Annotated in this window: 17 protein-coding genes; 7 read left to right on the top strand and 10 right to left on the bottom strand. The window is 75.6% G+C overall.

The annotated features are described in order from the left end of the window. Nucleotides 1-22: 22 nt before the first annotated feature. From A2CP1_RS16530 to A2CP1_RS16510, 5 genes are read right to left on the bottom strand one after another with little or no spacing between them, the layout of a single operon-like run. Nucleotides 23-1,759, bottom strand: coding sequence for a hypothetical protein (locus A2CP1_RS16530; protein ID WP_015934429.1), 1,737 nt, complete (start codon nt 1,757-1,759; stop codon nt 23-25). Nucleotides 1,760-1,780: 21 nt separating this feature from the next. Then, the gene (nrfD, locus tag A2CP1_RS16525; RefSeq protein WP_015934428.1) at nt 1,781-3,022 is read right to left on the bottom strand and encodes an NrfD/PsrC family molybdoenzyme membrane anchor subunit; all 1,242 of its coding nucleotides are present in this window, start codon (nt 3,020-3,022) and stop codon (nt 1,781-1,783) included. Beyond that, entirely contained in the window at nt 3,022-3,843 is an 822-nt protein-coding gene (locus A2CP1_RS16520; protein ID WP_015934427.1) for a 4Fe-4S dicluster domain-containing protein, read from the bottom strand. The genes nrfD and A2CP1_RS16520 overlap by 1 nt, the downstream gene beginning before the upstream one ends. 11 nt (nt 3,844-3,854) lie before the next feature. Further along, complete coding sequence (locus A2CP1_RS16515) at nt 3,855-4,319, bottom strand: hypothetical protein (protein ID WP_015934426.1); 465 nt, start codon at nt 4,317-4,319, stop codon at nt 3,855-3,857. Then, nucleotides 4,319-4,561: a hypothetical protein gene (locus A2CP1_RS16510; RefSeq protein ID WP_012527180.1), complete on the bottom strand. Its 243-nt coding sequence runs from the start codon at nt 4,559-4,561 to the stop codon at nt 4,319-4,321. Before A2CP1_RS16510 ends, A2CP1_RS16515 begins: the two co-directional genes overlap by 1 nt. A gap of 322 nt (nt 4,562-4,883) precedes the next feature. Between A2CP1_RS16510 and argG the strand changes: the two genes are divergently transcribed. Together argG and A2CP1_RS23970 are read left to right on the top strand one after the other, a co-directional pair. Next, complete coding sequence (gene argG / locus A2CP1_RS16505) at nt 4,884-6,236, top strand: argininosuccinate synthase (RefSeq protein ID WP_015934425.1); 1,353 nt, start codon at nt 4,884-4,886, stop codon at nt 6,234-6,236. 106 nt (nt 6,237-6,342) lie between these two features. Beyond that, nucleotides 6,343-7,962: a methyl-accepting chemotaxis protein gene (locus A2CP1_RS23970; RefSeq protein ID WP_015934424.1), complete on the top strand. Its 1,620-nt coding sequence runs from the start codon at nt 6,343-6,345 to the stop codon at nt 7,960-7,962. A 19-nt stretch (nt 7,963-7,981) separates the two neighbouring features. On the opposite strand, the gene A2CP1_RS16495 is transcribed toward A2CP1_RS23970, so the two are convergent. The 3 genes from A2CP1_RS16495 to A2CP1_RS16485 form a co-directional block, all read right to left on the bottom strand. Continuing rightward, nucleotides 7,982-9,160: a pyridoxal phosphate-dependent aminotransferase gene (locus A2CP1_RS16495; protein WP_015934423.1), complete on the bottom strand. Its 1,179-nt coding sequence runs from the start codon at nt 9,158-9,160 to the stop codon at nt 7,982-7,984. 61 nt (nt 9,161-9,221) lie between these two features. Further along, on the bottom strand, nt 9,222-9,542 hold the full coding sequence (locus tag A2CP1_RS16490; RefSeq protein WP_015934422.1) for a hypothetical protein: 321 nt from the start codon (nt 9,540-9,542) through the stop codon (nt 9,222-9,224). A 117-nt stretch (nt 9,543-9,659) separates the two neighbouring features. Further along, the gene (locus A2CP1_RS16485) at nt 9,660-11,291 is read right to left on the bottom strand and encodes a GMC oxidoreductase (protein WP_015934421.1); all 1,632 of its coding nucleotides are present in this window, start codon (nt 11,289-11,291) and stop codon (nt 9,660-9,662) included. Nucleotides 11,292-11,387: 96 nt separating this feature from the next. Between A2CP1_RS16485 and A2CP1_RS16480 the strand changes: the two genes are divergently transcribed. The 3 genes from A2CP1_RS16480 to A2CP1_RS16470 all read left to right on the top strand — a co-directional run bounded on the left by A2CP1_RS16480 (nt 11,388) and on the right by A2CP1_RS16470 (nt 15,518). Further along, nucleotides 11,388-11,792: a hypothetical protein gene (locus A2CP1_RS16480; protein WP_015934420.1), complete on the top strand. Its 405-nt coding sequence runs from the start codon at nt 11,388-11,390 to the stop codon at nt 11,790-11,792. 92 nt (nt 11,793-11,884) lie between these two features. Then, nucleotides 11,885-13,525: a glucose-6-phosphate isomerase gene (gene pgi / locus A2CP1_RS16475; protein ID WP_015934419.1), complete on the top strand. Its 1,641-nt coding sequence runs from the start codon at nt 11,885-11,887 to the stop codon at nt 13,523-13,525. Between the two features lie 34 nt (nt 13,526-13,559). Beyond that, entirely contained in the window at nt 13,560-15,518 is a 1,959-nt protein-coding gene (locus A2CP1_RS16470; protein WP_015934418.1) for a hypothetical protein, read from the top strand. A gap of 15 nt (nt 15,519-15,533) precedes the next feature. Here A2CP1_RS16470 and A2CP1_RS16465 read toward each other — a convergent pair whose 3' ends face one another. Beyond that, the gene (locus tag A2CP1_RS16465; RefSeq protein WP_015934417.1) at nt 15,534-15,755 is read right to left on the bottom strand and encodes a hypothetical protein; all 222 of its coding nucleotides are present in this window, start codon (nt 15,753-15,755) and stop codon (nt 15,534-15,536) included. A 158-nt stretch (nt 15,756-15,913) separates the two neighbouring features. Further along, nucleotides 15,914-16,147 (bottom strand): hypothetical protein, encoded by a 234-nt coding sequence (locus tag A2CP1_RS16460; RefSeq protein ID WP_015934416.1) that lies wholly within the window; start codon nt 16,145-16,147, stop codon nt 15,914-15,916. Between the two features lie 208 nt (nt 16,148-16,355). On the opposite strand from A2CP1_RS16460, the gene A2CP1_RS16455 reads away from it, so the two are divergent. Further along, the gene (locus A2CP1_RS16455; protein ID WP_015934415.1) at nt 16,356-20,345 is read left to right on the top strand and encodes a CxxxxCH/CxxCH domain c-type cytochrome; all 3,990 of its coding nucleotides are present in this window, start codon (nt 16,356-16,358) and stop codon (nt 20,343-20,345) included. A gap of 704 nt (nt 20,346-21,049) precedes the next feature. Then, the gene (locus A2CP1_RS16450; RefSeq protein WP_015934414.1) at nt 21,050-22,372 is read left to right on the top strand and encodes a hypothetical protein; all 1,323 of its coding nucleotides are present in this window, start codon (nt 21,050-21,052) and stop codon (nt 22,370-22,372) included. Nucleotides 22,373-22,471: the final 99 nt, after the last annotated feature.

Below are 22,471 nucleotides of genomic sequence, written 5' to 3'. Positions count from 1 at the left end.
CATCCGGGGCCGCGGCCCGTCGTCACCGCACCCTGGCCGGCGCCGCGGGCGCGGCGCGCGGCCGGCGCAGGCGCGGCACCGCCAGCAGCGCCAGCCCGAACAGCGCGAACGCGGGGACCAGCGTGGCCGGACGGCCGTGCGGGACCGCGTCCACGAGCAGCTGCAGCCCGGCGAGCGCCAGCACCGGATAGGTGAGCCAGGACGCCTCCAGCCACTCCGGCCGGCGGCCCAGGGCCGCCAGCGCGAGCACCCCCGCGACGAGCGCCGCGGTGCGCGCGGCGGACAGGCCCGCCGGCGACCCGGCCAGCGCGGGCGAGGCGAGGCCCACCGCCGCGCCGCACAGCCCGGCCGCCGCCACCCCCACCAGCACGAGCTGCGGCGCCCGCTCGGCGCGGGTGGCGCGCCCCACCGCGCCGGCGCAGCGCCAGGCGGTGGCGAGGACCAGCGCGAGCACCGCCAGCGCCGCCGCCCCGGGCGGCTCGGCGGGCCCGGCCAGCGCGACCGCGGCCCCGCTGACGAGGCCGCCCGCGAGCGCCGCCGCCGCGCCCGCCAGCGCCGCGTGAAGCGCGAGCGTGGCCCGGCGCAGCCGCCGGGCCAGCAGCGCTGCGCCCAGGCCCAGCGCGGCCCAGGCGATGGCCCGCGCGGCACCGTCGAGGAGCAGGCCGCTGCCGCACAGCGCGAGCAGCAGCGCCACGGCGGCGTAGAAGCGGAAGTTCGCGCGCGCCGCGTCGCGCCGGTCGGCGAACGCGAACGCGACGCCGTAGGCGCCGGACGCCAGCAGGAGCGCCGCGACGCCGAAGCCCGCCGCGCCGCCCTCCGCCCGCGCGTCGAGCAGCGCGGCGCCGCCCAGGCCGACCGCGAGCGCGGCGGCCGCCTGGACCACCTCGAACGGCACCACCGCCCGCTGGAGCACCAGCGTGCGGACCGCGATGCTGCCGAGGTACGCGGCGAGCAGGATCCCGAGCACGAGCAGGGCGGTCCCGGCGTCCTCGCCGCCGCGCGCGGCGCGCACCGCCAGCGCGAGCGCCGCCAGGTCGGCGGCGGCCGCCACCGGCCAGCGCGGGCCGTACCAGTCGAGCACGTAGCCCATCCACAGCGTCGCCGTCCCCACCGCCACGAGGACCAGGGCCGCCGGCGCGAACCGACCGGAGGCGGCGGCGAGCGCCAGCGAGGTCGCGACCGCCCCCAGCGCCGCGATCCAGGCGAGCGCGGGCAGGCGGCGACGCCAGGAGACCGCCAGCGCCGGGCCGGCGAGCGCCGCGAGCGCGAGCGCCGCCGTGCCCGGCCCGAGCAGCCGGAGGCGGGTGGCCGCCTCGAACACGAGCGGGAACCCGACCAGCGCGGCGGTGAGGCCGTGCGCGACGGCGCTCGCCGGCGGCGGCCCGCCCGCGGGCGCGGCGCGCGCGGCGCGGTCGGCGAGCGCGAGCAGGGCGAACGCGAGCGCCACCCCGAGCGCCACGCCCAGCCACGGCGGGAGCCGGCCGGCGTCGGTGACGGCGCGCAGCACGAACGCGCCGGCCAGCACGAGGAAGCTGCGGCCGGCCACGGTGAGCCCGCCCGCGAGGCCGCCGGCGAGCGCGGCCGCGTCGGCGGCGGCCGGGCCGCGACCCACCGCGGCGGTCCCCGCGGCCCTGGCGGAGGCGCCTCGCAGCGCGCTCGTGTGGCCCTCCAGCGCGCCCACCCGCCGCTCGAGCCGCTCCACGGCCTGGGTCAGCTCCTGCAGCCTCGCCTCGATCGTCCCCGGCGCGCCCTCGGCCATGGCCCGCCTCCGCGTCCTTCGCTAAGGGTGAACGTCTCCCAGCCCGGTGCGGGCGCGCGCGTCGCGGACGCCGCCGGGCTCGTGCGCGGCGGCGTCCGCCTCGCCCGGGCCGGGCGGGTCGATGCCGAGCACCCGGTCGAACACCCACAGGATCGCGAACGGCGCGAGCACGAGCGCGACGGCCATCAGCACGCCCTCGCGCCCGAACAGCTCCGGCTCGTAGTGCGAGCGCAGCCCGCGCAGCGACTTCGAGAGGAGCTGCCCGCCGATCACGATGTTCCAGCGCATCGAGAACACCTGCAGCAGGCAGAGCAGCGCCGCCACCGTGGAGAGCGTGTTCCGGACGCGCGGGTGCAGGTAGCGGTTCATCAGCACCACCACCGCGAGCAGGATCACCGGGATGAGCCCGCCCACGATCATCTGCACCGTCACGTACGAGAGCTCGAGGCGGGTGGTGATGAGCTCCGAGATGATCAGCCACGAGTCGGAGCGCTCGTAGGCCATCACCAGGATCTCGAGCAGCTCCAGCGAGAGCGTGAGGATCAGGAACAGCCACAGCCAGCGCGCCAGAGAGGAGACGCAGGGCTGGTCCGCGGGGCGGCCGCGCAGCTTCGAGACCACCTGGTAGAGCACCAGGAGCAGCGCGATGCCCGACACCGCCGCAGAGACCAGGAAGATGATGGGCATGAGCGGCGTGGACCACCAGGGGTTCGCCTTGATGGCGCCGAAGATGAAGCCCACGTACCCGTGGAGCATGCAGGCGCCGGGGAGGCCGATGCCGGCGAGCACCGCGATGGCGCGGTGGTCCACCGCCAGCGCCTCGGGGCTCGTGTCGTAGGTGCCGAGCGCGAGCGTCGCGTAGAGGGCGCGCGCCGCCCCCCGGCTGCGCCGGGCCCGGTCGATGATCTCGCGCCGCCAGACGAACCAGACCTCCAGCGCGAGGACGAGCAGGTAGCCGCCGTACAGCATCCCGAAGCCGGCCATGGCCGAGGTGAAGTGCGGCGTGACGAGCACGAGCGGGCCGCGCTCCGGGTGCCCGAGGTGGAGCTGCAGCGGCAGCGACGCCACCAGCAGGAACGAGAACGACGTCGCCATGGCGAGCCGCGCCACCGGCCGGAGCTCGGCGCGGCCGAACAGGTGGAACAGGCTCGTGACGATGAACGCGCCCGCCACGAAGCCGGTGATGTACGGGTACATCACGATCATCAGGCTCCACCACACGTGGACGTCGTTCGGGAACGCGAAGCCGCTGATCTGGGGCATCACCGCACCTCCCCGTCGAGGTGGAGGTAGAAGCACTGCGGCTCGGTGCGCAGGTGCGGCTGCAGCACCGCGACGCGGTCGTGCTCGATGGCGTGTCGCACCGGATCGCCCTCGCGCCGCAGGTCGCCGAACGCGCGCGCGCCGGTGGGGCAGACCTCGACGCACGCCGGGCGCAGCCCGCGGCTGATGCGGTGGTAGCACCAGGTGCACTTCTCGGCCGTGTGCGTCTCCGGCGACAGGAAGCGGCTGCCGAACGGGCAGGCCTGCACGCAGTACGCGCACCCGATGCAGCGCTCGCCGTCCACCAGCACCGCGCCGTCGGGCGTGCGGTAGGAGGCGCCCACCGGGCACACCTGGATGCAGGGCGTCTCGCGGCAGTGGTTGCACATCTTCGGCACGAAGAACGACTTCGTCGCGACGAACGCGACCTGGAGCGCCGGGAAGCCGTCCTTGCCGCCGTTCGGCGAGTCCACGCTGGTCCCGTCCATGCCGGTGACGTAGCGCTCGACCCAGGTGCGGAAGAAGCCGTCGGGCACGTGGTTCTCGGCGCTGCACGCCCGCACGCAGGAGCCGCAGCCGATGCACCGCTCCGGATCGACGAGGTAGGCCCAGCGGTGCTCCCAGGGCTGGTAGCCGTCGGCGGGCGGCGGCGCGCCGGAGGCCGCCTCCGCCGCGGCCGGCGCGGCGGCGGTGGCGCCGGCGAGGAAGACCACCGCCCCGCCGGAGAGGAGCAGGACGTCCTCCAGGAACGCGCGGCGGCCGAGGACGCGCCGGGTGGAGGGGCCTCCGGTCGAGGCGGGGCACGGCGTGCGGTCGTCCATGATCGCCTCCGCTACGGCGTGGGAGCGTGGGGGTCGTGGCAGGCGAGGCAGGCGCCGGCGTCGAGCGGGCCCTCGACGTGCTCCTCGAGCACCACCTGCGGGAACGCGGCGGGCCGGCCGAGGACCTTGCGGTGGCAGCGCGCGCACAGCGCCGGCGAGCGGTCCACCGTGGGCGAGGTCACGCGCCCGTCGTCGGCCACGTGCGCGAGGAGCGGCCCATGACAGATCTCGCAGCTCACCGCGCGGTGCGCGCCGGCCGCGCGGCGGCGCAGCTCGTCCTCGTGGCAGGCGCCGCAGGCCGCCGGGCCACGATGGGCCGGCGTCCGCGCGTTCATCTGCTCGGCCACGTTGGCCCAGCGGTAGGGGCCGTGGAGGCCGTACGTGGGCGGCACCAGGAAGCCGCGGGTGATCCCGACGCCGGCGAGCAGCACCAGGACCCCCAGCGCGGCGCGGAAGACGTGGCGTGCGTGCTCCATCACCGCACCTCCGGATCCGGACCCTCCCGGCCGAGCTGCTCCGGGAGGAAGAGCCAGGCGAGCCACCGCGTCCGCCGGCGCGGCCGGGGCGGCGCGAGCGGGAGGGGCTCGGGAAGGAGCAGCAGGCCGAGGAGGCTGCGCCGCTCGCACCGCGGCGGCGCCGGGGGAGGCGCCGGGGGGAGGGTCTCGATCGCGACGATCCTGCGGAGGCCGGCGATCAGGGCCGCGGTGCGAGGCGGCATGTGGGGAAGCGAAGCATGCGGCGCCTTGCCGCGGCAATCCCCCCGGCGCGCCGCCGCGGCGGGCGCAGCCGGCGGAGGCGCCGCAGGTGCGCGGATCCAGGGCGCTCTCGGCGCTCGGGTGCGCGCCATCGCCGCACCGCGTCGAGGGGAGGGCGAATTGACGCCCATCAGGCGCGGGCGCGGGAAGTGACGGTCAGTGAATGGCGCCCGGGCGCCCGCCTGCCCGCTCCGGCGCTCCCGCCGCCGCGACGGGAGGAGATCGGTCCGGGTGCGCTCACGCCCGCTGGAACACGGCCCGGAATTCTGCTACTTGGCCCGTCCCATGAGCCGGATCTACAAGTCGCTTCCTCCGAAGGGCACCGCCATCGGCATCGCGTTCAGCGGCGGCCTGGACACGCGCTGCGCGGTGGCCTGGATGTCCGAGCAGGGCATGGCGGTCCACGCCTACACCGCGGACCTCGCCCAGCCCGACGAGGCGAACCCGGCCGACATCCCGCCCATCGCGCTCCAGCACGGCGCGGCGAAGGCGCGGCTGGTGGACTGCCGCGAGGCGATGGTGCGCGAGGGCATCGCCGCCATCCAGTGCGGCGCGTTCCACCTGTCCTCCGGCGGCAAGAAGTACTTCAACACCACGCCGCTCGGCCGCGCGGTCACCGGCACCGCCATCGTGCGCGCCATGCGCGAGGACGGCGTGCACGTCTTCGGCGACGGCTCCACGCACAAGGGCAACGACATCCAGCGGTTCTACCGGTACGGCATCCTGGTGGACCCGCAGCTCAAGATCTACAAGCCCTGGCTCGACCAGGCCTTCGTGACCGCGTTCGGCGGCCGCAAGGAGATGAGCGAGTACCTGGAGCGCCGGGAGCTGCCCTACAAGATGGGCAAGGAGAAGGCCTACTCCACCGACGCGAACGTGCTCGGCGCCACGCACGAGGCGAAGGACCTCGAGCGCCTCGACTCGAGCATGCGGATCGTCGAGCCGATCATGGGCGTGGCGCACTGGAAGCCCGAGGTCCAGATCGCGCCCGAGGAGATCGAGATCACCTGGGAGCAGGGTCAGCCGGTCGAGCTGAACGGGAAGCGCTTCCCCTCGCCGTACGAGCTGTTCCTCGAGGCGAACCGCATCGGCGGGCGCCACGGCCTGGGGATGAGCGACCAGATCGAGAACCGGGTCATCGACGCGAAGAGCCGGGGCATCTACGAGGCCCCCGGCATGGCGCTCCTGCACCTCGGCTACGAGCGGCTGCTCTCCGCCATCCACAACGAGAACACGCTCGACCTGTACTTCACGCTGGGCCGCCGCCTGGGCCGCCTGCTCTACGAGGGCAAGTGGTTCGACCCCGAGGCGCTCATGCTGCGCGACGGGCTCACCCGCTGGGTCGCGCCCGCCGTCACCGGCAGCGTGCGCGTCGAGCTGCGCCGGGGCGACGACTGGACCGTCCTCTCGACCCGCGCCGAGTACATGAGCTACGCGCCGGAGAAGCTGTCGATGGAGCGCGTGGCCGATCCCGCGTTCACGCCGGAGGACCGCATCGGCGCGCTGGAGCTGCAGAACCTGAGCGTGGGCGACAACCGCGACCTGCTGCTGCACCACCTCGACGCCGTCCGGAAGCTGGGCGCCGCGACCCGCGGCCCCGGCCTCGGGGCGCTGCTCGGCTCCGGCGAGGACGAGTGATCGCCCGGCGCGGCCCCGCGGCCGCGCCGGATCTGCTCCCTGCTCCCACATCGACGCCCCGGCGTCCCCTGCGACGGGAGCGCGAGCCGGGTTAGGACTGAGGTCCATGGCCCACGCACGCCCTCCCTCCGCGCGGCCCGCTCGCGGCGCGCTCGCGCGCCTGCGCGACCTGAAGCTCCGGACCAAGCTGCTCGTCCTGCTCGCGGCCGTGAACGCGGCCTCGGCGGCCGCGTTCGTGACGATCTCGTACCGCGTGCAGGCCGGCGAGATCCGCGCGGCCGTGGACGACAAGCTGCTCACGGCGGCCCGCGCGGCGGCGCTGTTCCTGGTGCCGTTCCACGACCGGGTCGACGGCCCCGCCTCGATCACGCCCGAGGAGCACCTCGAGGTGCAGCGGCGCCTCTCCGCGCTCGCGGAGGAGACCGGCCTCGCCTACCTGTACACGGTCGTCGCGCAGGGCTCCGGGAGCGCGTTCACGTCGTCGAGCGCCACGCGCGAGGAGCTCGCCTCCGGCACCGGCCCGCGCTTCTTCCAGACCACCACGCACCCGAGCCCGGGCCTGGTGGCGGCGCTCGCGGATCACCGGGTCCACTTCGACACCTACGTCGATCCCACCGACTCGCTGCGCTCGGTCTACGTGCCGCTCCGCTCGCGCAGCGGCAAGGAGTTCTTCCTCGGGGTGGACGTCCACACCGCCACGCTGGAGGGCGCGATCCGGGCGGCGCTGTGGCGCGCGCTCGCCACGGGCGCCGCGGTGCTCGCCCTGGGCCTGCTCGCGTCGGCGCTGATGCTCGGCCCGCTCCTGGCGCGGCTGCAGCGCGTGGGCGCGACCCTCCACCTGGTGGCGCGCGGCCGGCTGGACGTCGAGCTGGAGGAGGACGGCGGGGCGGACGAGATCGGGCGCGTGGTCGAGGCGCTCCGCGGGATGGTGGCGGCGCTCTCCGGTGCGGCCGGGAGCATCCGCGGGGCGGCGGACGCGCTCGCCGCCGGCAGCGGTCAGCTCGCCGGTGGCGCCGCGGCGCTCTCGCAGGCGTCGAGCGAGCAGGCCTCCGAGACCGAGCAGGCCTCGGCGGCCATGCACGAGATCGCGCGGCACGCGCAGGAGAACGCCGCGGCGGCGGCGCGGACCGGCGAGGCCGCGGCGGGCGCGGCCCGGGGCGCCCGCGCCGGCGGCGAGGCGGCGGCCCGGACCGCAGCGGCCATGCGCGAGGTGGGCGAGAAGATCTCGATCGTGGAGGAGATCGCCTACCAGACCAACCTGCTCGCCCTGAACGCGGCCATCGAGGCGGCGCGCGCCGGCGAGCACGGGCGCGGCTTCGCGGTGGTGGCGAGCGAGGTGCGCCGGCTCGCCGAGCGGAGCCGGGCGGCGGCCGAGGACATCGGCCGGCTCACCGCCGCGAGCGTGGACCTCGCCGCGCAGGCCGGGACCGCGCTCGACGCGGTGGTGCCCGAGGTGGAGCGGACCGCGGCCCTCGTCCAGCAGATCTCGGCCGGCAGCGCCGCGCAGGGGGCGAGCGCCGCGCGGGTGAGCGGCGCGCTGCGGAGCCTGGAGGAGATCGGCGGCCGGAACGCGGCCGCGGCGGAGGAGCTGTCGTCCACCGCCGAGGAGCTGGCCGCGCAGGCCGAGGGGCTGCGGGACGCGATCGGCTTCTTCCGCGGCGTGGCCGCCGGGGCGGAGCCCCACCCGCCCTCCGCGCCGCCGCTCCGGCTCGCGTCGGGGCGGTGAGCGGAGCCACCGGCGCCGCTCAGTCGGGCCGGCTCGTTCGCCCCAGCAGCGGCCCGAGCCGCGCCAGCGCCGCGCCGAGCGCGTCGGGCGTGACCGCGGTGAAGCAGAGCCGCGCGTGCGTCCGGTACGCCGCGCCGGTCGCCGGCCCCGGCGTGAGCAGCACGCCCGCCTCGAGGCAGCGCGCCAGGAAGCCATCGAGCGCCTCGCCCGGCCGGAGGTGCGGGGCCACGTCCAGGAACAGGAACGTCCCGGCCTCCGGCGCGAGCACGCCGAGCGCGGCGGCGGCGCTGCGGCCGGCCTGCGCGTACATGGCGCGGGTCTCCGCGAGCCAGGCGTCGCCCTCGCGCAGCGCACGGGCGGCGGCGATCTGGAACGGACGCGGCGCGCAGTAGGTCTTGAACGTCTGCACCGCCCGCACCGCGCGCATGATCTCCTCGGGCCCGTGCGTGTAGCCCACCCGCGCGCCCGCGAGCGCGTACGCCTTCGAGAACGAGTGGGTCGCGACGGTGCGCTCGCGCAGCTCCGGGCGGGTCCACGGCGGCGGGCGCGGCGTGCCGTACTGCAGGTCCTCGTAGACCTCGTCCGCGATCACCCACAGCGCGTGGCGCCGCGCCAGGCGAGCCAGGGCGGTCACCAGCTCGTCGGGCAGCGAGCGGCCGGTGGGGTTGTTGGGCGAGTTCACGTAGATGGCCGCGGTGCGTGGCGTCACCGCGGCGGCGAGCGCCGCCTCCGGGTCGAACCCCGGCGCGTCGAGCCGGTCGAAGAACGGCACCTCCACCGGCACGGCGCCGCGCGCCGCCACGATGCCGCGGATGAGCGGCCAGTAGGGCGCGAGCACGATCACCTCGTCGCCCGGGTCGAGCAGCGCGTCCACCACCACCGCGAGCCCCGCGGTGGCGCCCACCACCACCTGCAGCGCCTCGCGCGCGACCGGCGCCCCGCCGCGCGCCTGCAGCCGCTCCTGGATGGCGTCGAGCAGCGCCGGCTCCCCCTGCACCGGCGCGTAGCCGTGGAGGCCCGGGTGATCGGCCACGCGCTGCGCCTCGGCGCGGGCGAAGGCGGGCGGCTCGCGCCAGGTGTCGCCCACGTTGAGCGCGTACACCGGGCCCTGGGGCAGGTGCACCGGGCCGCCGGTCGGGCTGTAGACGCGGTCGGAGAGGGTGGCGGTGGTGGGGGAGGGGGCGGGGTGGCGGGCCATGGGGTCGCCGGCGCGGTGACGCCCGCCCCCCGCGCCGGCCGCGGAGGGCGGGCAGTGCGCGTCAGCGGCCGCGCTGGCCGCGCGACTCGGGGCGCATCTCGCCGGTGCGGCGCTTCACGCGCATCTGGCTGTCGGTCTTCTGGCGGTTCGATGCCTTGCGGGTGGACTTGCGCGACGGCTTCCCGGCCGAGTCCTCCAGCGCGTACTGCGCCTTCTTCCCGGCGCGGACCGACTCGTGGCGCGCGCTCTTGCGGCTCGTGGCGCTCACCCCGGGCAGCGCGGTGTCCACGGGGGTGTCGCGCCGCGCCGGCCGCGGCTGCTTCGCCTTCTTCGGGCCGGAACGCTCGGTCTCGTAGCGGAACCGCTCAGCCTTCGTGGCCATCGAACCTCCTCGCAAGTGAGCTGCGGCGTGGCGTGAACCCTCTGGAAGCGTGCGCGCCCGCGCCCAGCGGACTCAAGCCCCAATTCGGGCTCAGACGGGAAGGCGCGCGGCGCCCGGTCACGCGGCGCCACCCGGCGGACGCGGGGCCGGCCGCTGCGCGCCGGCGGGGCTGGCGGGGATCCGGCTCATGACGTGCTCGGCCAGCGCGGTGATGGTGAGCGACGGGTTCACGCCCAGGTTCGCGGGCACCAGGCTGCCGTCGGCGACGTAGAGGTCCTGGTAGCCGAACACGCGTCCCTGCGCGTCGCACACGCCCTCGGCCGGCGAGGCGCCCATGGTCGCGCCGCCCAGGATGTGCGCGGTGCTCGAGGCGCCCAGGAACACCTCGTGGAGCCCGCTCTGCGCCACCCCGTCCATGCGCGCCGCCATCCTGCGCGCCACCGCGTTCGCGAGCGGCATGTAGCTCGGCGGCCGCGGGCCGTCGAGCGCGCTGGTGAGGGATCGCCCCCACGGCCGGCGCGCGAGCCGCAGCCGCAGGTGGCTCGCGAGCGGCTGCATCACGAGCAGCACCGCGGTGCGGCGCGCCCAGCCGAACGGCCAGTGCGCGCGGAAGAAGTCCACCGGGTGCCGGAACAGGTTCCCGAGCCAGCGCAGCGGGCGCGGCCAGGGCGGGCCGCCGCCGGTGAGGTGGGTGGCGAGGAGCGACATGAAGTCGTGGCCCGCGCCGTAGCGGACGACCTCCATGTGCGTGTCGTCGTCCGCCTGCAGCCCCGAGGTGATGGCGAGCCCGTGGCTGTAGTCCACGTCGTCGCGGCGCGCGGTGACGGCGAGCAGCGCCTCGCTGTTGGTGCGCACGTGGTTGCCGAGCTGATCGGAGAGCGCCGGCAGGCTCCCGCCCGCCCTGCAGCGGAGCAGCAGGCGCACCGTGCCGATCGCGCCCGCGGCCAGCACCACGCCGCGCGCGCGGAGCACGCGCCGCTGGCGCCGGACCACGTGCGTGGACGACCGCGTGTGGACCTCCCAGCCTCCGCCCACGAGCGGGCGGAGGTCGGTGACCCGCGTCTCCGGCAGGATCTCGGCGCCGCGCCGCTCGGCCAGGTAGAGGTAGTTCCGGTCGAGCGTGTTCTTCGCGCCGTGGCGGCAGCCCGTCATGCACTCGCCGCACAGCGAGCAGCCGATCCGCGCCGGCCCCTCGCCGCCGAAGTACGGGTCCGGTGCGGCGCGCTTCGGGTCGCCGAAGTGCACCGCGACGGTGTGGCGCGCGAAGGTGTCGCCGCGCCCGGTCTCCTCCTCCACCGCCTGGCGCAGCGCCTCGTCGCCCGGGAACACTTCCGGCGCCAGGACCGCGCCGAGCATGAACCTCGCCATCGCGTAGTGCGGCGCGAGGCGCGCCTTCCAGCCGCCGCCCGGCCAGCGCGGATCCTCGAAGGCGCGGTCCGGCGGGGAGAGCAGCGTGTTCGCGTAGACCAGGCTGCCGCCGCCCACGCCAGCGCCGTGCAGCACCAGGACGTCCTTCAGCAGCGTGATCTGCTGGATCCCGAACAGCCGCAGCCTCGGTATCCACAGGAACTTGCGCAGGTTCCAGTTGGTGCGCGGGAAGTCCTCCGGCCGCCAGCGCTTGCCCATCTCGAGCACGCCGACGCGCCAGCCCTTCTCGGCCAGCCGCAGCGCGGACACCGAGCCGCCGAAGCCGGAGCCGATCACCAGGTAGTCGTAGTCGAAGGGGGCGTCGGGCTGGGGGCCGGGCATGGTCGAACGTTCATGCTAACCGCGGCCACGGCGCGCGGTCGAGCGGCGCTCCGCCGGCGCTCGCGCCCGGGCGGGTCGCGCGGTAGGTTCTGCCTCGTGGACCCCGCCCTCGAGCTCCTGTCGCGCGACCCCGCCTGGCGCCCCACCGCCGAGGAGGCGGCGCCCTGGCTGCGGCTCGCGGAGGCGCCCGCCGCGCCGGAGGCGCTGCTGCGCGAGGTGCGGTGGTGGCGCGCGTTCGAGGCGGCCCGGCGCCGCGCCTGGGAGGAGGTCAGCGCGCTCGCCGAGGCCGGCCTGGCCGAGCCGTTCACCGAGCGCGAGGCCATCCGCCTGGCGTTGCTGCACTGCCTGTCCGGCAGCGTCGCCGAGGCCGAGCACGTGGTCGCGCAGGCGGTGCAGCTCGGGGCCAGCGACGAGGGGCTGCCGCGCCGCGTGGCCGAGGCGTGCGCGCGCGAGGGGCTGCGGGAGGCGGCGGAGCGGATGGGGGGCGGCGGGGCGCGGTGACGCACCGTGAAAGCAGGCCCCCCGCCGCCCGCCCGGAGCGAGCCCCTCCGCCGCGCGTGCCAGGCGCGGTCGAACGCGGTAAGAGCCTGCGCATGCCCGATCGGACCGGACCCCTCCTCCGAACGCCTGCCTGGAGGGCGCTCGAGGCGCACCTCGCCGAGCTCCAGCCGCTGCACCTGCGCGAGCTGTTCGCGCGCGATCCCGGCCGCGGCGAGCGGCTCGTCGCGGACGGCGCCGGGCTCCACCTCGACTACTCGAAGCAGCGCGTGACCGAGGAGACCGTCCGGTTGCTGGTCGCGCTCGCCGAGGCGCGCGGCCTGCCCGAGCGGCGCGCGGCCATGTTCCGCGGCGAGAAGGTGAACGTCACCGAGGGCAGGGCGGTGCTGCACGTCGCGCTGCGCGCCCCGCGCGGCGAGCGGATCCTGGTGGACGGGAACGACGTGGTGCCCGAGGTCCACGCCGTGCTGGACCGCATGGCGGCGTTCGCGGACCAGGTGCGGAGCGGCGCCTGGACCGGGTTCACCGGCAAGCGCATCCGCACCGTGGTGAACGTCGGCATCGGCGGCTCGGATCTCGGCCCCGCCATGGCGTACCGGGCGCTGCGCGCGTACGCGATCCGGGACCTCGCGTTCCGCTTCGTCTCCAACGTGGACGGGACCGACCTCGCCGAGGCGGTCCGCGACCTCGATCCCGCCGAGACGCTGTTCCTGGTGGCGTCGAAGACGTTCACCACCCTCGAGACCATGACCAACGCCGCCTCGGCCCGGTCCTGGCTGCTCGCGGCGCTCGGCGATCCGCGCGCGGTGGCGCGCCACTTCGTCGCCATCTCCACGAACGAGGCCGAGGTGCGCCGCTTCGGCATCGATCCCGCCAACATGTTCGGGTTCTGGGACTGGGTCGGCGGGCGCTACTCGATGGACTCGGCGATCGGGCTCTCGACCATGATCGCCGTCGGCCCCGAGGGCTTCCGCGAGCTGCTCGCCGGCTTCCGCGAGATGGACGAGCACTTCCGGGACGCGCCGCTCGAGCGGAACCTGCCCGCGCTGATCGGCCTGATCGGCGTGTGGAACGCGAACCTGCTCGGCGCGGGGACCGTCGCGGTCCTTCCCTACGATCAGTACCTCGACCGCTTCCCCGCGTACCTGCAGCAGCTCACCATGGAGTCGAACGGGAAGCGCGTGACGGCCTCCGGCACGCCGGTGGAGGGTCACGGCACGGGCGCGATCTACTGGGGCGAGCCGGGCACCAACGGCCAGCACTCGTTCTACCAGCTGCTCCACCAGGGCACGCACCTCGTCGCCTGCGACTTCATCGGCTTCTGCCAGCCGCTCCACGCGCTCGGCCGGCACCACGACCTGCTCATGGCCAACCTGTTCGCGCAGGGCGAGGCGCTCGCGTTCGGGAAGACCGCGGAGGAGGCGCGCGCGGAGGGGACGCCGGAGCCGCTCGTGCCGCACCGCACCTTCCCCGGGAACCGGCCCTCCAGCACCATCCTCTCGGACCGCCTCACCCCGCGCACGCTCGGCGCGCTCGTCGCGCTCTACGAGCACGCCGTGTTCACCCAGGGCGTGATCTGGGACGTGGACTCGTTCGACCAGTGGGGCGTCGAGCTGGGGAAGGTCCTCGCGAACCGGATCGTGAAGGAGCTGGAGTCGCCCGCGGAGCCGGCGCTGGCGCACGACGGCTCCACGAACGCGCTCATCCGGCGGTACCGCGCGAGGCGGGGCGGGTAGCGGGCCCGCGCTCCCCCGGGTATCGTGCGGCGGTTTGCGCGCGCTGCTCGAGATCCTGTACGTCGTCCTGCCGTTCGCCTGCGTCGCGGCGGTCCCGGCGTCCTCCGGGCCCGGCGCGGCGGCGCGGCGGCTCGTCATGGGCGTCGCGCTGTACCAGGCGATCCTGGTCGGGATCGGGCTCGGGCTGGGGACCGTGGGTCGCCTCACGCCGGCGTGGACCGCGGCAGCCCATGCCATTGCACTCGCGGCGCTGGCGTGGGTCGGGGCGGTGCGCGGCGGCTGGCGGGGAGAGGCGCCGTCCCGACCGCTGCGCGTTCGGCAGATCCTCCGGACCCGCCGCGGCGTCGCGCTCCTCGGCCTGGGGAGCGGGGTCGCGATCGCGATGATCGTTCAGCTCGGGCTGGACGCGCTCCGCGGAACGCGTCACTCCGACGGGCTCATCTACCACGTGCCGCGCGTGCTCGCGTGGGCAGGGCGGGGCGGCTTCACTCCCTGGCCGACACCGACGTGGCAGCAGATCGGGCTCCCGGTCGCAGGAGACGTCATCCTGGGCACGCGCGTCTTCCTTGGGCTCGGCTGGGCGGGCGCTGCGCTCGGCTGTGCGTGGATCACGCTGGGTGCTATCGGGGCGGTGTACGCGATCGGGCTCGAACTCGGGCTGGAACGCTCGCGCGCAGTGCTCGCCGCGCTGCTGTTCGCGAGCTTCCCAGCGGTGGGGTTCCGAGTGGCGGCCTGGAACACCGACGTCTGCGCCGCGTTCCCGCTCCTCGCCGCGGCGGTGATCGTGCTCCGGGTCCCGCGCACGCGGGAAGACGGCTCGGCCGGCGGTCCGGCCGCCGTCGCCGCGGCAGTCGGGCTCGCTGCAATGAGCATCGCGTGCAAGCCGACGCTGGCCCTCATCGTCCTGATGGGCGCCGCCGCCGCCGCGATCCGCCTGCGGGCCCGCCGGCGCGAGCCGGCGATCGTCGTCGCCGCGGTCGCGGCCGCGCTGGCGGGGAGCGCGGCGATCCTCGCCTCGTACTGGCCGATCTACCGGGCGTTCGGCGACTTCGCGGGCGGGGCAGTGGGGCGGGGGCTCGGGGTGCGCGGCGTGGACGAGGCGATGCGCTCGTCATCGGCGGCGCTCGCGCACTGGGTCCTCGAGCCGCTCGGCTACGCGCCGCCCGGCTTGCGGGGCTGGCTCCCGGGGCTGGTGGAGCGGGTGTACGGGGGGCTCGGCGTGCTCGAGCCGCGCTTCGGCGTGGCGCGGTGGGCGTGGGAGCCGCTGCCCTCGCCGGACTCGGGTCGAACCGCGTTCGCCTCGGTGCTGGCCCTTCCGGTGCTCGTCGCTCTCCTGCCGCGCGGCGCCCGAGGGCCCGTTGCGGCGGTCGGGGCGGCGATGTTCCTCGGCGTCACGGCGCCGATCTATCCCCAGCCCTGGTCCGGACGCTTCACCATCCCGCTGCTCGCGTGGTTCGCCCTGCTCTGGGTTGCGCCGCCCGTCCTCGCGCGCGCGCGAGGACGCTGGATCCCGATCGGCGTCGCGGCCACGTGCGTGGCCGGACTCGTCGCGACGACCTCCTATCTCGCCTTTTTCGACGCGCGTCGTGAGCGGTTCGGACAGGTGTTCCACTACCTCGGCGCCGGGGAGCGCCCGCGGCTCGCCGCGGTCCTTCACGGCGAACCGCTGTGCGTGGTGGGCGGTGGGGCCAACGAGGTGCTGCTGGCCGGGCCCGCGCGGCCGTTCGCGCTCCGGTACCTGACCTGTCCCGTGGGCACGGCCACCATGCTTCCCCCCGGCGAGCGCGGAGGATGCAGCGCGGTGGCGCTCGTTCACCTGGGGCGCGATCGCGTCGCCACGGGATCGGCGCTGCCGGCGCCGTCGCCGCCCGGCGCGTGTCCTCCGGTGGAGCTTGCGCCTCTCCGGGCGAGGCTCGCCGCGCGCGGGTGGTCGGTCCTGGCGCAGAACACGAACGTCGACGTCTGGGTCCGAGGGGCCGCCGGTGCGCACTGAACGAGCGCGGATCCGTCAGCCGAGCAGCCTGCCGATCGCGCCGCGGAGGCCGCGCACGCGGGTGCGCGGCAGCACCAGGCTGCCCGGGCTCGACACGAGCGGCGAGGCGTAGAGGCGGTGGCCCACCGCGATCCGCGCCGGCGCGCCTCGCAGCCGGTGCACCCGCCGCTGCACGAGCAGCGTGACGCCGTAGGCGGTCCCGACCAGCGTCAGGATGAGGACGAGATCGTCGAGCATGGCTGCTCCCCCCGAGCAGGAAGGTGCAGCAGGCCACGGCCTGCGCATCGAGTGGAACACCACAACGGGCGAGCACGGGCGCGGCTGCGCCCGCCGGCCGCAGCCGCTCCACGGCGTGTCGCGAGGCCGCGGGACGCCTGCCGCGGAGATGCGGGGCGCTATCGCAGCGCCGTCAGCGTGACCGTCGGGCGGAGCGATCCGCGCGCCGGAGGCAGCGCGAGGTCCGCGCCGAGCCCGCTGATCGCCCGGACGTTCGAAGCGAGCGCTCGGATACCCGCCGGGAGCGGCGCGAGCGCAGATCGCGCCCGGCGGCGGCGCGCGGCGAGGAGCGCGGCGACGAGCGAGATCACCATGGAGACGACGATCGTGAGCGGGAGCGCGAGGCCGGTCATGGTCACCCCCGTGCGCGAAGCGGGCACGGCAATCGACCAAGCTCGATCCGCGGGGAGCGATGCGCCGCTCCCCCGAGAGGGGTCGCCGGCGGACTGCGTCCAGCGCGTCAACACGGACGGGTCACCGATTTGACGCGCGGCAAGGAAGCGAAGGGCCTCGGGCTGATACCGGATGCCCCGGATCTCACAGCCGGGGGAGGCTCCACCCATGTCCCGACGCACCGCCGGTCTGCCGGCCGTCGTCCTCGCGCTCGCGCTCGCGGGCTGCAACTCCGCGCGGAACGCCGCCTCGGAGGAGCGCGCCGAGGGCGCGGCGTGCACCCGCTGTCACGGCGGCGCGGACAACGGGAGCGGTGCCCCGCCGCGCGATGCGCACGGCGAGAGCGACACCACGCGCATCTCGGTGGGCGCGCACACGGCGCACGTGTCCGGCTCGCACGGCATCGCCGCGCCGCTCGGCTGCGAGGCCTGCCACGCCGTCCCGGATCCGGCGCACCTGCTCGCGCACGTGGACGGGGTCCCGCGCGTCGTCCTAGGGGTGGCCGCCAAGGCGAACGGCACGGCGGCCTCGTGGAGCCCGGCGGACGCGACCTGCTTCGCGTACTGCCACGGCGTCTCCCTCGCCGGCGGTGCCGCCACGCGGCCGACGTGGACGCGCGTGGACGGCACGCAGGCCGCCTGCGGTGCCTGTCACGGCGATCCGCCGCCCGCGCCGCACCCCCAGTCCGCCGACTGCGGGATCTGCCACCCGGCCACCATCCTCGCCGGCACGCTCCGCACGATCGACGTCGCCGGCGGACGCCACCTGAACGGCACCGTGGACTTCTCCACCGGCTGCGCGGACTGCCATGGCGATGCCACGCGTCCGCGCAACCCGGCCGCGCCGCCCCGCGGCACGCATGGCGAGACCGATCCGGCGTCCGTCGCGGTCGGCGCGCACCAGGCGCACCTCCAGGCCGGTCCCGTGGCCGGGCCGTTCGCGTGCACCGAGTGCCACGTCGTCCCCACCGGCCTCGAGCACCTCGACGGCACCGCCCGCGTCACGTTCGGCCCGCTCGCGGCGCGCGGGACGCGGCCGGCCTGGGGCGAGAGCGGCCCCACCTGCACCTCGACGTACTGTCACGGCGCGACGCTGTCCGCGGGTGGCACCCGCACGTCCCCGCGCTGGACGGGCGGGGCGAGCGAGGCGGCGTGCGGCACCTGCCACGGCGCGCCGCCGCCGCCGCCGCATCCCCGCGGCACCGGCTGTGCGATCTGCCACCCGGGCACGGTGAACGGCGACGGGACCGTGAACGTGACCGGCGGCATGCACGTGGACGGAACGGTGCAGGTGAACCAGTACCATCCGGTGACCTGGATCGAGCCCACCGCGCACGGCTACGCGGCCAACCGCGACCTGGCGAGCTGCCGGACCTGCCACGGCGAGGACCTGGCCGGCGGCGGCACCGGCATCTCCTGCGCCACGTGCCACGGCGCGGGCTGGCAGTCGAACTGCACGTTCTGCCACGGCGACGCGAACCGGGCCGTCAACCAGCCGGCGCCGCCGGCGGGCACGCAGGGCGAGCTGGGCACGGACGCTCCGGGCGTCGGGGCGCACCTGGCGCACGTCCAGGCGGGGACGCTCCGCGGCCCGGTGGCCTGCTCCGAGTGCCACACCGTGCCGACCGATCTCACGCACGTCACCGGCGCGGTCGAGCTGGCCTGGGGGCCGCTCGCGATGACCGGCGGCGCCACGCCCACGTACCAGGGCGGCGCGTGCGCATCGACCTACTGCCACGGGGCGACGCTCGCCGCGGGCGGCACGAACCACGCGCCGAGCTGGACCACCGTGGACGGCACGCAGGCCGCCTGCGGCACCTGCCACGGCCTCCCGCCGCCGCCTCCCCACGCGCAGCTCTCGAACTGCGGGGCGTGCCACCCGGCCACGGTGGATGCGGCAGGGAGCCTGAGGCTGGACGGCGGCAAGCACATGAACGGCCAGCTGGAGCGCTCCGAGACGCACCCGCTGGGCTGGAACGATCCGGCGCAGCACGGGTACGCGGCGAACGCCGGGCTCGCGTCCTGCCGCACCTGCCACGGGCCCGATCTCGAGGGTGGCACCAGCGGCGTGTCGTGCAGCGCCTGCCACGGCGCGGGGTGGCAGTCGAACTGCACCTTCTGCCACGGCGACCCGTCTCGCAGGGTGAATCCAGCCGCGCCGCCGGTCGGGACGCGCGGCCAGGCGCTCACCACCGACCGCGCGGTGGGCGCGCACGAGGTTCACGTCCTCGGCGGCCCGCTGGCGCGCCCGCTCGGCTGCGCGGAGTGCCACGTCCAGCCCACCGACCTCTCGCACGTGGACGGATCGCCCGCCGTGGCCTGGGGCGCGCTCGCGCGCGCCGGCTCGGCCACGCCCTCCTGGAACGGCGCCACCTGCGCCGGGACCTACTGCCACGGCGCCACGCTCGCGGCCGGCGGCGCGAACCTCGCGCCCGCCTGGACGGTGGTGGACGGCACCCAGGCCGCGTGCGGCGCCTGCCACGGCGCGCCGCCGCCTTCGCCGCACGTCGCGAACGCAGACTGCGGTCAGTGCCACGACGGCTACACCGCCACCTCGGTGAACGTGGCCACGCACGTGAACGGTGCGCTCGACGTGAACGCCATGGCGTGTACCTCGTGCCACGGCGACGCGTCGCGCGCCATCGGTGCCGCCGCACCGCCCACCGGCACGCGCGGCGAGACCGCCACCACCGATCGCGCGGTGGGCGCGCACCAGGCGCACGTGCAGGGCAGCGCCATCGCGCGGCCGTTCGACTGCGACGAGTGCCACCTGAACCCCACCGGCCTCGGCCACATCGACGGCACGCCCGCCCTCGTGTGGAGCGCGCTGGCCAGCGGCGGCGGGTCGCCGCAGTGGGACGGCGCCACCTGCGCCTCCACGTACTGCCACGGCGCCACGCTGGCCGGCGGGGGCAGCAACGTCCGGCCGGCGTGGACGGTGGTGGACGGGACCCAGGCCGCCTGCGGCACCTGCCACGGCGCGCCGCCGGTCTATCCGCACCCCGCGCGCGGCGATTGCGGCACCTGCCACCCGGGCGCCGCCGACGGCGCGCCCGCCCGCGACGTCCACGTGGACGGGAAGGTGGACGTGAACGCGGCCGGCTGCGCGCTGTGCCACGGCGACGCCTCGCGCCCCGTCGGCGCCGCCGCACCGCCCGCCGGCACGCGCGGGGAGACCGCGACCACGGATCGCGCCGTGGGCGCGCACCAGGCGCACGTGCAGGGCAGCGCGATCGCGCGGCCGTTCGACTGCGACGAGTGCCACCTGAAGCCGACCGGCCTCGCGCACATCGACGGGAACCCCGCCATCGTGTGGGGCGCGCTGGCCTCCGCGAACGGGAACGTCTCGCCGATCTGGAGCGGCACCACCTGCGCGGCGACGTACTGCCACGGCGGCACGCTTCGCGCCGGCGGGAGCAACGTCGAGCCCGCCTGGACGCAGGTGGACGGGACGCAGGCCGCCTGCGGGAGCTGTCACGGGACGCCGCCGCCTCCGCCGCACCCCGCGAACCCGGACTGCGGCGCCTGCCACACCGGCTACACCTCCACCACGGTGAACGTGGCCACGCACGTGGATGGCCGGCTGGACGTGGGCGGCCTCACCTGCACCTCCTGCCACGGCGACGCCGCGCGGACGACGAACGCCGCGGCGCCGCCCATCGGCACCGCGGGCGAGACCGACCCGTCCACCCGCGCGGTGGGCGCCCACCAGGCCCACCTCGCCGGCAGCCGCTGGTCCAACGGCTTCGCGTGCACCGAGTGCCACGTGGTGCCGACCGACATGCTGCACACCGACGGCGCCGCGCAGGTGTCCTTCGGCGTGCTCGCGACCGGCGGAGGCGTGCTCGCGCCGGCCTGGGACGGGAACGGGTGCGCCACCGTCGCGTGTCACGGGGCCGCCGTGGGCGGCAGTGCCATCCCGTCCTGGACCGGCGGCCCGGGCCAGGCGGAGTGCGGCTCGTGCCACGGGCTGCCGCCGACCACCGGGCGGGCGCACGGCACCTCGACGTTCCGGCGCTACCACGGGACCAAGGCCTGCAGCGAATGCCACGGGGCCGGGTACCAGACGCAGGCCGGCTACGAGGCCGTGAACAAGGAGCGGCACGTGAACGGGGTGGTCGAGGCGCTGGCCTGCACCGACTGCCACACCGACTGGTGAGCGCCGCGGATCGGGGACGAGCGCGCGGCGGTCGGCTCCGTACGCGGCGCGCGCCATTCGGCATCCCACCATCGCGCGCCCGCTGAACGTTCGTGTGACGGGCTCGCGCCCCCCGGGCTACCGCGCCGTGAACGCACGGTGGTGAGCGGTGCCGGATGCTGGGGGGAACGCGCCGCGCCAGCGCACGGCGCCGTCCCGGGCGTCCCGGAGCCGGTCGACCGGACGGCTCGAAGCGTTCGCGTGGCCGCTGGCGCAGGGACGGCAGGAGTCGGTCGCAGGAGTCGGTCTTCCGTCGCCCGTCAACGCAACGCATGCGCCGCCGTCGCGCAGCCGTTGCGCTGCGCGAGACGCTCGGACAGTGCGATGCCCTCGCGCGCAAACAGACGCTCACCACTGCGATTGGAGCAGTTGGGGGTTCCGGTGTGGGTGCCTTCCCCCGGTCTGGGTGAAATCCCCCAGCTCGCACCGCGAGCGCGCTCGGGCATGCCACGGATCTCGGCGATTTCGGGCGATCCGGCCCGCGACCGGGACGGCACTGCGCATGCACAGAGCCGCCGCGACGTAGTGACGGGGACGAAGCAATCGCCGCGGGGCGGGATGACCCGACGCCGGGGCAGCTGGACAGAAGAAGTTTTCGCAGCGGAGCAGCTCAGCCGGGAACGCCAATGGTTGGCGGTCCCATTGAACGGAGCAGAGGGGACACGATGAAGTTCACGCGTATCGCAATCGTTGCAGCGTTCGCGCTCGTCTCGGGCCGGGCGTATGCGTTCCACGCCGGCGGCGTCGCCAAGTGCGAGGGCTGCCACACGATGCACAACTCGACGACGACCGGTACCGGCACCGCGTCGACCGTGCTCGGCAACAACCCGACCGTCGGTCTGGCCAGCAAGTACCTGCTCCAGGGGCAGGACCCGAGCTCGACCTGCCTCATCTGCCACGGCCGCGCGGGCGTGAGCAGCTACCACGTCTACGAGCCGTCCCTCGCGACGGCCACCGTCGCGACCTTCGTCCCCACGATGGTGAACTTCACCCCGGGCGGCGACTTCGCCTGGCAGGCGAACGCCGGGTTCACGACCACCGCCGGCGCCGCGGTCGCCACGAAGCGCTTCGGTCACTCGGTCATCGCGGCGGCGTACGCCGGCATGACGGCGGACTCCCGCCCGAACGCTCCGGCGGGTAACGTCGCGGGCGTGTACGACGGCGCGGCCTTCTCCTGCATCTCCTGCCACGATCCGCACAGCAAGGCGCGCATGGACGAGACCGGCGCGATCATCAACACCGGCCTCCCGATCGCCGAGTCCGGCTCTTACCCGCTGGCCGCGGCGCTGCCCGCTGGCACCGCGATGGGCGCGTACCGCCTCCTCGCCGGCGTCGGTTACCAGCCGAAGTCCTCGCCCACGCAGCCTGCGTTCGCCGTGAACCCGCCGGTCGCCGTCGCGCCGTCGACCTACAACGTGGCCGAGACGGGCTTCGATTCCGCGACCCGCGCTGGCCAGGTCGTGGTCGCGTACGGCAACGGCATGTCCGAGTGGTGCGGCACCTGCCACCCCGGCATGCACAGCAACGACAACATCTCGGGCAGCATCTTCAAGCACCCGGCCGGCGACCTCGCGACCATGAGCGCCACCGTGGCCGGCAACTACAACAGCTACGTGAAGTCGGGTGACCTGACCGGCACGAACGCGTACGACGCCATCGCTCCCTTCGAGCAGCACGTCGACCGCGCCACCCTGGCGACGAAGGCCGTGGGCACGGCCGGCACGCCGGACATCGCCGCCGCCGCGGGCACCAGCGGCGTGATGTGCCTCTCCTGCCACCGCGCGCACGCGTCGCCGTACGAGTTCGCGCTGCGCTGGGCCGACGCCGAGTTCATCATCGAGAACGGCGAGTACTACGGCCGCGAGGCTGCTGCCCGCGGCGAGTGGCGCACCTCCGCGATCATCCAGGCGGGTCACCAGAACCGCCCGGCGACCGCGTACGCCACGTTCCAGAAGTCGCTCTGCAACAAGTGCCACGCGAAGGACTAGTGGTCGGTTGCTGACGTAGCTCGACCGGAGGGAGCCGCGCAGCCAGCGGCTCCCTCCTTTCTTTTTTGTCCGCCGGAACGCCCCGGGACGCGCGGGCCC

The organism is Anaeromyxobacter dehalogenans 2CP-1 (assembly GCF_000022145.1).
Lineage (GTDB): Bacteria > Myxococcota > Myxococcia > Myxococcales > Anaeromyxobacteraceae > Anaeromyxobacter > Anaeromyxobacter dehalogenans.
Note: the sequence above shows the minus strand (reverse complement) of the source record. Positions and strands in the feature narration are given on the sequence as shown.

What these genes read in the sequence shown, in the direction of transcription:
- A2CP1_RS16530 (WP_015934429.1), bottom strand. Translation starts at nt 1,759, where the DNA reads ATGGCCGAGGGCGCGCCGGGGACGATCGAGGCGAGGCTGCAGGAGCTG.
- nrfD (WP_015934428.1), bottom strand. Translation starts at nt 3,022, where the DNA reads ATGCCCCAGATCAGCGGCTTCGCGTTCCCGAACGACGTCCACGTGTGG.
- A2CP1_RS16520 (WP_015934427.1), bottom strand. Translation starts at nt 3,843, where the DNA reads ATGGACGACCGCACGCCGTGCCCCGCCTCGACCGGAGGCCCCTCCACC.
- A2CP1_RS16515 (WP_015934426.1), bottom strand. Translation starts at nt 4,319, where the DNA reads ATGGAGCACGCACGCCACGTCTTCCGCGCCGCGCTGGGGGTCCTGGTG.
- A2CP1_RS16510 (WP_012527180.1), bottom strand. Translation starts at nt 4,561, where the DNA reads ATGCCGCCTCGCACCGCGGCCCTGATCGCCGGCCTCCGCAGGATCGTC.
- argG (WP_015934425.1), top strand. Translation starts at nt 4,884, where the DNA reads ATGAGCCGGATCTACAAGTCGCTTCCTCCGAAGGGCACCGCCATCGGC.
- A2CP1_RS23970 (WP_015934424.1), top strand. Translation starts at nt 6,343, where the DNA reads ATGGCCCACGCACGCCCTCCCTCCGCGCGGCCCGCTCGCGGCGCGCTC.
- A2CP1_RS16495 (WP_015934423.1), bottom strand. Translation starts at nt 9,160, where the DNA reads ATGGCCCGCCACCCCGCCCCCTCCCCCACCACCGCCACCCTCTCCGAC.
- A2CP1_RS16490 (WP_015934422.1), bottom strand. Translation starts at nt 9,542, where the DNA reads ATGGCCACGAAGGCTGAGCGGTTCCGCTACGAGACCGAGCGTTCCGGC.
- A2CP1_RS16485 (WP_015934421.1), bottom strand. Translation starts at nt 11,291, where the DNA reads ATGCCCGGCCCCCAGCCCGACGCCCCCTTCGACTACGACTACCTGGTG.
- pgi (WP_015934419.1), top strand. Translation starts at nt 11,885, where the DNA reads ATGCCCGATCGGACCGGACCCCTCCTCCGAACGCCTGCCTGGAGGGCG.
- A2CP1_RS16465 (WP_015934417.1), bottom strand. Translation starts at nt 15,755, where the DNA reads ATGCTCGACGATCTCGTCCTCATCCTGACGCTGGTCGGGACCGCCTAC.
- A2CP1_RS16460 (WP_015934416.1), bottom strand. Translation starts at nt 16,147, where the DNA reads ATGACCGGCCTCGCGCTCCCGCTCACGATCGTCGTCTCCATGGTGATC.
- A2CP1_RS16455 (WP_015934415.1), top strand. Translation starts at nt 16,356, where the DNA reads ATGTCCCGACGCACCGCCGGTCTGCCGGCCGTCGTCCTCGCGCTCGCG.
- A2CP1_RS16450 (WP_015934414.1), top strand. Translation starts at nt 21,050, where the DNA reads ATGAAGTTCACGCGTATCGCAATCGTTGCAGCGTTCGCGCTCGTCTCG.